The organism is Novipirellula herctigrandis (assembly GCA_007859835.1).
GTDB lineage: Bacteria > Planctomycetota > Planctomycetia > Pirellulales > Pirellulaceae > Novipirellula_A > Novipirellula_A herctigrandis.
On sequence record SJPJ01000001.1, the window covers coordinates 3,051,756 to 3,063,045 of the forward strand.

The window sequence follows — 11,290 nt, forward strand, 5'->3', positions numbered from 1 at the left end:
TCACGATTCGATCGATCAAGAAAACAACCATGCTCCGTCAAGCCCATCCTGCGCGATGGGCTTGAGCATAGTCATCATTGACTTTCATCAACGTAGAATCATGGTAGATTTAGCCCCGTCCTGGCACCGCAATGCCAGGGCGGGTTCTATCCGACATCCAACGTAGAAATGCTCTAATTGCCGTTTCGATACGGCAACGTTACTTCAATCGAAGAGCCTTCGAGGACGACCACCTCTTCCAACAAATCAATCCGAATCTCGCCGTCAATTTGTTGTAAGGTTGCGTCCACCGGTTTGCCACCGACGGTGACAACGAAGTCAGGGCTAACCGACAACGGTACGGAGAACACCAATGTCTTTAGCCGCAGTTGCCCATGACGTAACTCAATGCATTGCGTTTGTGTTTGCCCGGTTCGTTTCTGGATGAACAACCCCCAGCCTTCGGGACCGGAAAAGAACGAACGATGATCTTCGGGTTGCCACTTGGGCTTGAAGCCTAAAACGCCATTGGGTCCATCCACGATTTGCCCTTGGCATGCGACCAACAATGACCAACTACTTAACGCTCGGGCGTAGAATTTACCGCACTCCAATTCATTGTAAGGATTTCCACCAGGCCCCGAGTTCAGGCCGTCGCGAAGACATCCGTCGTAGCGACTGCGAGCCATCCGAACGACACTACGGGCTTCCTCAATCAACCCCTCATAGATCATCGCCGAGGCAGTAGAGTATTCAATTCCGGTCCAAATTTCATCCGCATATAGAATAAATGATTTCGGCCGTCCACCGCTGGGCCATGTGCACATTAGCAATCCGCCTTCGTCATCCGGTACGTAACGACGGGGCGTCTGCTCGATTCCTGCGAACTTCTCTTTGAAGTTGTATTTCATAACGGCTTGAAGTGAGCTCTTTACGCGCGGCGCGGGATACAAGTAACCAAGATCCAATTGATGCGCCCACCATTGGCCCAACAATTGGTCCGCGTGGCAGCCCGTATTGTAGTCTCGCGCAGCTTGAGCTTCGGGAATTTGAATGTAGTACTCGCCGTTGAAAAGCGTTTCGTCCTGACGTTTCATGCCTTTTTTACGAATCGCTTCCCAACGCTCGGCACTTGCGGCGTCGTCCATCACTAACGCCAACTTCTCGGCGGCAGCTAGAGCAGAAAGGTACTGTGAGCCAATGAATGTGTTTGCACCCGAGACAGATGTGTCGTACGTGTTCGCTTGATGCCCTTCGGGCACACCGCGTCCATTGGGATCGATTTTTTCGACTAGCCAATCGACCGATTTTTTCACTCCTGGCCAAATCGTTCGCAGGAACTTGTCGTCCGCACTCAATTGATGTTCGCGATATGCTGCTTCGATACAGGCACAGTGACCATCGATAAACGCTCCGTGTCTTCCATGCTCGCGGTGTGACGTCTCGCCTGATTCATGCAAGAAGGTGACGAAATTCGACACTCGCATGTTCCGGCCCACGTCGGGGAACAGACGGGCATGGGTTTGAGCATAATTCCAAACGTGTGTGCAATTCAGAGGACAACAACCGTAGCTGCCTTCAAAACCGCCAAAGTAACCATCCTCGGACCAGAAACAGGTCGGTCCACGCAAGATGACTGTCTGAGTGGCCATCGCATCCAAGAACTCTTCGGGCAAATTCGATTGGTATAGCGTCTGCTGATACAACTCGGTGCGTCGCCACAAAGCATCGAGGTTATCGGCCAAATAGTCAGCCACAGCAGTCGCATCAGACCAACGGCGACTGTAAAGATTCCCGGTGTGTTGAAACCGTTGAACATTGGGAAAGTGCCATGCCATAGCGAACGTGACCGAGCGTGATTCACCTGGTTGAAGTTTCATTGGCGCTGCAAGGGCTGCGTTGATCGTTTGTCCCGAATGACTGGTTGCTTCGCCGACTTCCTCTTGGACGCTATCGGTTTTCTCAAGTAAATCGACAACCTGTTCGCTTTCGGTCCACGCATGTAGCACGTTCGCATTGGCATCGAGCACCGAAAGTGCCATCGTCCCCAAAGCTTCGGCCCCTGGAACGATCCGCTCGTTCGATTGAAGTGGCGTTTTGCGTGATGCCAACAACAACGGACTTCCCACACTCCACGGTAAGCCCGAAGCCATCGCCAATATAATTCGTCCCTTTCCGAGCGGACCTTCAATCAAAAGCGGATCGCCACTTGCCGTCGTCGCCAAAACGCGATACCCATCGGCAGCACAATCGAGACCAACTAGACGCGTGTAATCGCCAACCTGCCAATCGCCCAGAACCAATCCCAACGCCTCTGGTGCGTCCTCCGTTATGTGACCTGCCTGATCAGCTGGGGAGGTCGCCGTTTCAGCCGATTCGTGCTCAATTTTCAATGCGGCTGCTGCAGCTTCTAATGCCGTGCCGGTCTTAAGGAATGGTTCCGGCGGTATGTCGGAGAACAAAATTCGATCGATATTAATGTGCCCCCAAGCTTCCGAACTCTTATCGACAATTTCAATCACGGCCTGGTTGCCCTGCAATTCGGCCAAATCCCAACTGACCGGTTCGAGCGTTTCCAGGTTCTTTCCAACAGCCGTTCGGACGACTTTCCCATCGACACGAAGATTAATACACGTTTGCTCTTTGAGGTTACCGCCACCAATCAGAAAGCCAAGGTATCGTCGATGGATCGTGAACACTTTTGAGGTCGCAGTTCCTTGTGGACCGTCACCACCTTGGAAGGTGTTGACCAACCCACGACCAGCAAATCCGGCGACTCGTTGTTGCCCCGCTTCGGTTCCCGTCGATGGTTTGTCACCAAACGCAGGCCCATCGATTTGCCAGCCTTCGTATGCTTTGCCCTCGAAGTCATCAAAGACCGTTGCTATTCCTTCCATCTGATTTCCAGCTGCTCGCATTCGAGAGAGCACACGATAAAAATCAGGTCCGACATCCTCCACAAGCAGCAGACCACCTTCGTCTGCAATTCGCGATATCGATTGGGCCAATTCCTCTGAGAATGTGGGCGCACCCGCGACCCATCGCATTTCCGGACCTTCGACCTCTCGCCCACTGGTTTGGCGGATTTTTACGGAACCAGTGGGAACGGGATCAGCGGAACGTTCCATGCTGATTGTGGTTTGATTTCCGCGTCGAACGACTCGATTCCGGTTGCCTCCGTATCCCGCGAATCGGACTCCTTGAATCCCGTCAGCACCACCGCTGCCAACGGCGTTTTGTAGCGTTGCACCAAAAGACACCTCCACGGGCGATTCACTCGGGTTCGTGGCGGTGAGCCGAAACAATCCGCCCGGAATGGACGAGTTCGCAGTATCCAGCGGAATCATTGGATTCATCGCTTCGAGTTGAACCTGAACCGGAAGCTCTGGGTCGTCGAAAACGAGGCGTGCGATCGGATGGCCACCTTCGAAGGTCAGCGACTCGATGCTCTTAAGTTCACCTTCGCCTTGTGTCTGTAACACTCGCGTTACGTGCCTGCCACCTTTGGTTCGCGCACTGACCGCAAAGAAGCTATCTGGAATCCGTGGTTCGCTGAGGTTGTTGAAGATCTGCCATACACCGAGTTTGCCTTCACCGTCCAACCAAATGCTACCGGTACCAATTCCTCCGACCGGCATCCCGACTGCTTCGAGCGATGCACCTTGATAGAGACGTGCCGGGTTGATTGGATAAGCACCAACCGCATCAGCCGATGGCGGGACCAAGTGATCCGTTTGTCTGACTTGCTCGGCCCAAGTCATATCACCAGCCATGGATATCGCGGCAGAACCTGCCGCAACCCTGGCTAGGAACTCTCGGCGATTCAGTTCAACGGGCTGCGCAACATGACAACGTCCGCCACAACAACGACCTTGGTTGGACATATTATAGCACTCTCTTTAAGAGGAACGTAGGATCGATGATCAGGGTGACGCAAGATTTAATTTGATTTCCATCTTACATCTTTCCAAACCACAAATGCATCAGTGGCTTTCCGTCCAATATCGTGATCGATCAAAATGGCATAACACTAGCCGCCCACAAAACCACAACAACCTATTTGACGGTATATTAAATCCACTAAGCTGGCGTAAAAAGCTTTCCCACCTCCCTCGATCGCAGAGCCCTACCATGTTGACGCCTCGATTGCCGATTGGCTTCTGTTTACTATCCCTTCTATCACTTCCCTCTCTGGCAAGATCCCAAGACAGCTTGGATTACGGTGATCTCGTTCGTCGCATGACCGATTTAACAACTCCCGCAGTGCTTCCTGCGGTGGGCGAAACGGGCAAGCAATGGTCCAGCTATGACCGCGCCAGCCAATACGATGCTGCGACCGGCGAGTACATTCGTTGGGACGCAAACGGAGACGGCAACGGAGTCATACGAACCGAAAACGATCAGGTCGTGATGGCTGAAATGCAAGGCCCCGGCTGCATCTGGCGAATCTGGTCCGCCGATGCCAAACAAGGACATGTGAAAATCTACTTGGACGACCAAGCAGAGCCCGTCATTGATCAGCCGTTTGCAGACTACTTCGATGGAAAACACCAACCGTTTGACTATCCGGCCCTTTCCTACAACTTGAACGAAGATGGCTGTAGCGGGCAAAACCTGTATATGCCGATTCCCTACCAAAAATCATGCAAAATCGTCGCCGACAAGGGGTGGGGCCGATACTTCGAGTTCAACTACATGACGTATCCTGAGGGGACCAAACTGCCAACTTTCAGCTCTGCTTTGGTTGCCAAATATGATAAGCAGTTGCGAGCGGTCAACACGTACCTGACAAACGACTTAGGCACGGACCCGGCTGGCAAACGAGATGGCGAGAAGACGTTGATGAAATCCATTCACGTCGATGCCGGTGAATCCGTTTTGGTTGCCGATTTGAAAGGTCCGCAAGCGATCTCGGCGATAAGAGTGAAAGCAAACTTTACAGACCGACAAGATGAGATTGCCGCAACGCGCAACCTAGCACTTCAAATCACCTGGGACGGTGATGCGAAACCCGCCGTTTGGTGCCCGCTCGGCGATTTCTTTGGAACGGCTCCGGGTGTGAACCATTACAAGTCCTTGCTCACCGGGATGAGCGAGGATGGTTGGTATTCGCTCCGCTATATGCCTTTCGGAAAGAGTGCGATCGTCGAACTTGTCAACGATGGCAAACAGGCTCGCGAAATTGAATTCCAAATCACACACGCGCCACTTGATCGACCGTTCGAAGGACTCGCCCATTTTCACTGCAAGTGGCACCGTGATTTGTCACCGATGCCACAGGACCGTTGGCTGGATTGGGAAATGCTAAACACAAAAGGGCGTGGTCGATTCTGTGGCGTGATGCTTCACGTATGGAATCCTCGTGGCGGATGGTGGGGCGAAGGCGACGAAAAACTGTACGTCGACGGCGAGAAGTTCCCTTCCACCTTCGGCACTGGATCGGAAGACTATTTTGGCTACGCGTGGTGCAACCCAAACCTGTTCCAAAAACCATACCATTGCCAAACGATGGACCAGAAAAACAAAGGACACCAATCGGTTCTTCGCTGGCATTTGGTTGACAACATCCCATTCCAAAAGTCGTTTGAATCCTATATCGAAAAATATTTCAAGAACGACAACGGCACACTGTACGCACTCACCACACAATGGTATTTGGCTCCCGGTGGCATTGACCACTACGATCCAATTCCTGCGGAACAGCGTGATGGCTATTACGCCAAACGCGACCCTGTTTACGCTGGTATTCGTGTTCAGAATGAACCAAATGGGTCGCTGGACGAACAAACCATGGGCCAATACAACACAAGCAAATGGAAGAACAACAGACAACTCTGGTGGACGGGGGCGAAACCGGGTGACAAACTCCATTTAGCGATGCCGGTGATGTCAGCGGGCAATTACGAAGTGGTCGTTCAACTAACCAAGGCGATTGACTATGGCATCGTCCAGCTTTACGTCGACGACAACAAGGCTGGCGAGCCGATCGACCTGTTCAATGACGGCGTTGTGTCAACCGGCCTAATCTCACTCGGTACATTCAATTTGACAGAAGGCCAACATACACTTGCGGTCGAGATCGTCGGAGCCAATCCCAAGGCACAGAAAGGCTACATGTTTGGTATCGATCGAATCGATGTCAAACCAATGAAGTAGACACTCACTTGTAGGTCGGCACCCATTTATCAAATCATGGTGGCATTCAGTTCAAGCTAGGATTTTCGATTTCGATCGCTAAAGCGCTGCCATTGACTTGGAGTGCCGCAATGAGAGACGGACTTGCACCGCTGGCCTTGCTGATTCGCATGCCAACTCGGTGCGAGTATGTTGTGGTCAAAGCCAACGGTGTCGACCAATCCCATTTTGTGATTCAACGGTCAAAGTCAAAAACTCTGCGAAATGAGCAGCTTGACTGTGCGACTGTCGACGTCGTTCCATTACACTAACCATTTCGTTTTCCCCTCAAATCCCCATAGACATGATAATGAAACTTAAATCGATCGCTCTCTGTCTCGCAATTTTGGCTATCCATCTTCCAGCAAACGTTTTTGCTGACGCGGGAGGCAAGGCGTACACGGATACAAAATCAGTTAGCCCCGACTTTGCTTTGCAAGGCGAATATCGCGGCACTGCAAAAACGGAAGACGGTGACATGGATTTCGGAGGCCAGGTGATCGCGCTTGGTAAAAACCGGTTCCAAATCGTCGGGCACTACGGTGGGTTACCCGGTGAAGGATGGAAACGCGGCGACAAACAGAACTCGGTGGAAGCGAAGAGTGTTGACGGTAAAATTGTTGCGGACATCGGTGAGGCCAAGATCGAAATCGCCGACGGAGAGATTGCCGTTTTCGTTGATGGAAATCAAATCGGGACACTCAAAAAATTGCAGCGAGAGAGTCCCACCCTCGGAGCAAAGCCACCCGCGAACGCCACGGTTCTGTTCGACGGCACATCTGCCGATCAATTTGAAAAGGGCGAGTTGGTCGAAGGCAATTTGCTAGGCTCGACGAATTGTTTCACGAAACAAAAATTTGGCGATCATAAGCTGCATATCGAGTTCCGCACGCCATTCATGCCGAACGCTCGCGGACAGGGACGAGGCAACAGTGGCGTCTATATGCAGGGCCGTTACGAATTGCAGGTTCTCGATTCGTTCGGGCTAGACGGCAAGAACAATGAATGTGGCGGCATCTATAAAATTGCTAAGCCTATCGTGAACATGTGCCTGCCGCCACTATCGTGGCAAACGTACGACATTGACTTCACTGCAGCACGTTACGATGACGATGGCAAAAAAATCAAGAACGCACGTGTTTCAATCAAGCACAACGGCGCCATGATTCACAACGACTTGGAACTTCCTAATAGCACGCCTGGATTTCATGGCGAGGGTCCCGAGCCCGATTCATTGTTCTTACAACATCACGGCAATCCCGTCGCATTTCGCAACATCTGGATCGTGGAAAAGTAGCAGTCTTTCGCGGAGCGTCTCCACTGCAAAACCATGTTGATGATCACTGCGTGATCGACGGAACCAGGGAAGCGGCGTCGATCATCGCAGATCGCTGAAGGTGGTTGAGGCCGGCCAATGGCCGAGAACCCTGAATGAGTTTCAAGGCGGCATCAGGATCGCTGACGTCGCCACGCGCAACCAAGAAGAGCGCAGAAATCAAAGCAGTGCGACCGTGTCCTTGTGCACAATGAATGAAGATTGGTGTGTCCATCGTTGCAAGGTGAGTGACAAGATCTGCGAGAATTTGTGGCGGCAAGATCGACGCCGCAAGCATTGGGACAGCGACATAGTTGGGAACAGACCGCAATCCCGATGACTCAGGAAATTCGGATGTGAGGTCAACCACGGTTTGTGTGCCCGACGGGACTTCGTGGGTTAGTAAACGCCTGCCGATAAGAACACCATCGGCTAATTCATCGTAGGCAGGTTCGCGTGAAATCAAACGAACAAGATGCCAAACGCCCCAAAGGCAAAGTAAATAGGGAAGCAGCACCACAACGGAAACAGAGTGCATCGATCCATCGGGAAGTTTGCCAAACACGCGATGCCCCAGAGTCAAGTAGCCCATTCCAAGCACGCCAAAACTAAATCCGGGCCAAAGTAGAATCAGAAACCAACCGCCAAACAAGATTGCGCACAGGACAACCAGAAGCGATAGCACAGAAAAGAGGACGCCGTATTTCATTCGCACCCTGCCTGACAAAAAGGCTTTTCCGACGCAGCAACGAACGAAGCTAACGTCGCGGCATACCCGACATTGTACCTCCGGGTGACATCGCAGCAAACGAGACATGATGTCGCGACAACACGACGACTCATTCGTAACGGCGTGACGACTGTAGACTCTTCAACTACGCTAGTTCTTGCATCCGCGTTCCAATACGAAGATGGACGCGTTGGGCGCAAATGGAATCGATCGCATCCTACCCAAAAATTGTTATGTGGAGTCTCAACTCAATGACACGCTCGCTCATGATTATCCTGGCTCTCCTTGTTGTGTATTCACCACAGTTCGCCAGATGCGACGATGCAGCAGAGAGGTTGGTTTTGTCGACTTACAAACTTTCTAACGGTGCATCAACCGCAACGGGATTAGTGGTTCGCTGTGAGATCAACGACGAGGAATCGCGATATTTCGTTGTAACGGCCAACCACGTTCTTGATCAAATGAAAGGTGATTCGTGCATTTTGGTATCGCGCACTCGCAATAATGACGGGTCCTACCAGCGTAAAGAGAAACAGGTTTTCATTCGAGAAAGCAACAAACCGCTGTGGAACAAACACCGCAATCATGACCTTGCGATTCTTCCGTTAGCCGATTCGATTCAGGTTGACGCACTTCCTTTCGAGTCCCTAGCGACTAACGAGCAAATGTCGATGGTCGACGTCGGTGACCGCTTGTCGTTTGCCGTTTTTCCGGAACGAACCGAGGCCAATGGTGCTGGCTTCCCAATCTTACGTAGCGGAAACATAGCCAGTTTCCCCATCACCCCCGTCAAAAATCACCCCTTGTTTCTGGTCGACGCAACGACGTGGAAAGGTGACAGCGGTGGCCCCGTCATTCACCGGTCACTGCGTTCGCCTAACGGTGGCCCGGTTGTGGTTGGCATGATTTTGGGGATGCGAAATATCACGGAGACGGTCCGAGAATCGCGATTCGTGGAACGAAAAACCGATTATCCGCTTGGAATAGCCGAAGTGCTTCATGCCGTGTTTGCCCGCGAATTGATCACAGAAATGACAACGGACGGGTAGTAGCCAAACGAACCGCTTTGAATTTGGAGCCTCATTCACCTTTGCGAAGTTGGTATAGTGAAAGCAGGTATGGTGAAGGCAAAAGGAGACAAACAATGAGCCATGAAGTGTCCGAAGTCTACCGTTGTGCTGATCGCATCCAGGCTGAAACGATACGCATTCGGCTTGCCGCAGCGGGCGTCACTGCGTTCGTCGAAGGTGACGACGCTGTCTCGTCAATGGCGATGAGCGGTGGAGGAGTGAATGAGGCTATCGTGCGAGTCGAGGTGGCTAGCGAAGATTTCGAGCAGGCCATGCAGATTCTGCAGCAAGATCAAGTACAACGATTAACACAAGACTCCTGGGTTTGCGACCGATGTGGCGAAACCAACGATGCATCCTTTGACGTGTGCTGGCAATGTCGTTCGCCGCGAGATGAATTGAATCCGCCCACGCCTGAAGTGGACTCTTAGACCGCACGTGTATCGCCGGAAACTACGGCGATTGTTCACATTCGTATCTCCATTTCGTCTCTTCAGTACTCGACTTTTCTAATCACGGTTTCAACGAATGAATGCGACCGAGCTGAATCGATTCATACTGACTCTTGCTATTCTGACTCTTGCTATTCTGACTCCTGCTATTCTGACTCCGGGCATTTTGCTCGCGGCAGACGAGTCCAGTGAATGGATCGATCTTTCGAAACGGGTTGACGTCTCAAAGAACACGGTTGCTGGTGTTTGGCGGAAATCGAGCGAGGGTTTGACGACTGACGCCGCTCGAAGTTCGCGACTGACATTGCCATATCAGCCGAATGAGGAATACGATTTCCGAGTCAAATTCACTCGAACCAGCGGTGTGCATTCCGTGGCGTTGATGTTTGCAACCGGTTCTGGGCAGGCGACGTTTGAAATCGACGCCTGGGGGCAACATCTTGCGGGCCTACAGATGGTCAATCGCCAAACACTGCAAAACAATCCGACTCGATCCGAAAATCACATGCTGAAAAACGGCCGCACTTACACCGCGGAGGTGCAGGTAAGGAAGGATCGCGTGCGAGCACTGCTCGATGGCAAATTGCTTTCCGAATATATAACCGACGGTTTTGATCTAACAATTCCTGATCTTTGGGAAATGCCCAACTCCCGAGCACTGGGAATTGGTGCATATGAATCCGCAACAACCTTTCACGCTATCGAGGTCCGACCGGTCACCAATGGGATGATACTGCAGGCAGAGGTACCATCAATACCTCAAAGCTCTCGGCCCATGCGTCCGGCTTTGGAAACGGCGTCAACAACACGTATTAGACCATCTCGTTCGCCGACTCCTCACGCAGTAGACACCGTTAAACGAGTGTTGATCGTCATTGCAAATCAAGATTTCTTTTACCGCGAATACCATGACCCGAAACGAGCATTTGAAAGAGCTGGCATTGCTGTTGATGTTGCGGCAGGCCGCAAACAGAGATGTCGGCCACATGGAAACTCCGGCCAACAGGGCAGCGGCGAAGTGATGCCAGACTTTGCCATTGCGGATATCGATTCCTCCCGATACGACGCCATTATGTTTTCTGGTGGCTGGGGATCATCAATGTACCAATATGCGTTCGAAGGTTCCTATCGCAACAGATCCTATAACGGCGACCGAAACACCAAAGCGGCTGTGAACAAACTGCTTGGTGAATTCATCGAACAGGACAAGTACGTCGGAGCTCTGTGTCATGGTGTTTCCGTACTGGCGTGGGCTCGAGTCAATGGCAAGAGTCTGCTTGCTGGCCGGCGCTGCGTCGGCTCACCTCGACAAAGTCCTGCTGGGGTCTATAACGGACAACAAGGCCAGCCGCTGTCACGGTGGAACGCCGAAGTCAATGGAGCCCGACTAACACCGATACGATCCATCGGCGACCCGAGTACGTCAGCCGATGACGTACTGGTCGAAGGAAAAATCATTACTGGCGAGGACGACAACTCAGCCAAATTGTTTGGTGAAACCCTGGCCAAACTACTGACCAATTCGTCCACCGGAGCAACCCCCTGACCGCGTCCCAAGTCGCAAGGCCAT

At 52.1% G+C, this 11,290-nt stretch carries 8 protein-coding genes; 6 read left to right on the plus strand and 2 right to left on the minus strand.

Annotated features, from left to right (window positions below):
* Positions 1 to 173 precede the first annotated feature (173 nt).
* Complete coding sequence (locus tag CA13_RS11320; protein WP_146396517.1) at positions 174 to 3,863, minus strand: GH116 family glycosyl-hydrolase; 3,690 nt, start codon at positions 3,861 to 3,863, stop codon at positions 174 to 176.
* A 247-nt stretch (positions 3,864 to 4,110) separates the two neighbouring features.
* On the opposite strand from CA13_RS11320, the gene CA13_RS11325 reads away from it, so the two are divergent.
* From CA13_RS11325 to CA13_RS11335, 3 genes are all read left to right on the plus strand, one after another.
* Positions 4,111 to 6,135: a DUF2961 domain-containing protein gene (locus tag CA13_RS11325; protein WP_419194198.1), complete on the plus strand. Its 2,025-nt coding sequence runs from the start codon at positions 4,111 to 4,113 to the stop codon at positions 6,133 to 6,135.
* 110 nt (positions 6,136 to 6,245) lie between these two features.
* A complete protein-coding gene (locus tag CA13_RS11330; protein ID WP_146396523.1) occupies positions 6,246 to 6,425 on the plus strand; it encodes a hypothetical protein in 180 nt (59 codons plus the stop codon).
* Positions 6,426 to 6,463: 38 nt separating this feature from the next.
* On the plus strand, positions 6,464 to 7,450 hold the full coding sequence (locus CA13_RS11335) for a 3-keto-disaccharide hydrolase (RefSeq protein WP_146396525.1): 987 nt from the start codon (positions 6,464 to 6,466) through the stop codon (positions 7,448 to 7,450).
* Between the two features lie 43 nt (positions 7,451 to 7,493).
* Here CA13_RS11335 and CA13_RS11340 read toward each other — a convergent pair whose 3' ends face one another.
* On the minus strand, positions 7,494 to 8,177 hold the full coding sequence (locus CA13_RS11340) for a protein-tyrosine phosphatase family protein (protein WP_146396528.1): 684 nt from the start codon (positions 8,175 to 8,177) through the stop codon (positions 7,494 to 7,496).
* A 272-nt stretch (positions 8,178 to 8,449) separates the two neighbouring features.
* Here CA13_RS11340 and CA13_RS11345 point away from each other — a divergent pair, with 272 nt between their 5' ends.
* From CA13_RS11345 to CA13_RS11355, 3 genes are all read left to right on the plus strand, one after another.
* Positions 8,450 to 9,247 carry a S1 family peptidase gene (locus tag CA13_RS11345; RefSeq protein ID WP_419194199.1) on the plus strand — a complete coding sequence of 266 codons (798 nt, stop codon included), beginning with the start codon at positions 8,450 to 8,452 and terminating at the stop codon, positions 9,245 to 9,247.
* Positions 9,248 to 9,342: 95 nt separating this feature from the next.
* Positions 9,343 to 9,699 carry a putative signal transducing protein gene (locus CA13_RS11350; RefSeq protein WP_146396533.1) on the plus strand — a complete coding sequence of 119 codons (357 nt, stop codon included), beginning with the start codon at positions 9,343 to 9,345 and terminating at the stop codon, positions 9,697 to 9,699.
* Between the two features lie 97 nt (positions 9,700 to 9,796).
* On the plus strand, positions 9,797 to 11,266 hold the full coding sequence (locus CA13_RS11355) for a DJ-1/PfpI family protein (protein ID WP_146396536.1): 1,470 nt from the start codon (positions 9,797 to 9,799) through the stop codon (positions 11,264 to 11,266).
* The last annotated feature ends 24 nt before the right edge of the window (positions 11,267 to 11,290 follow it).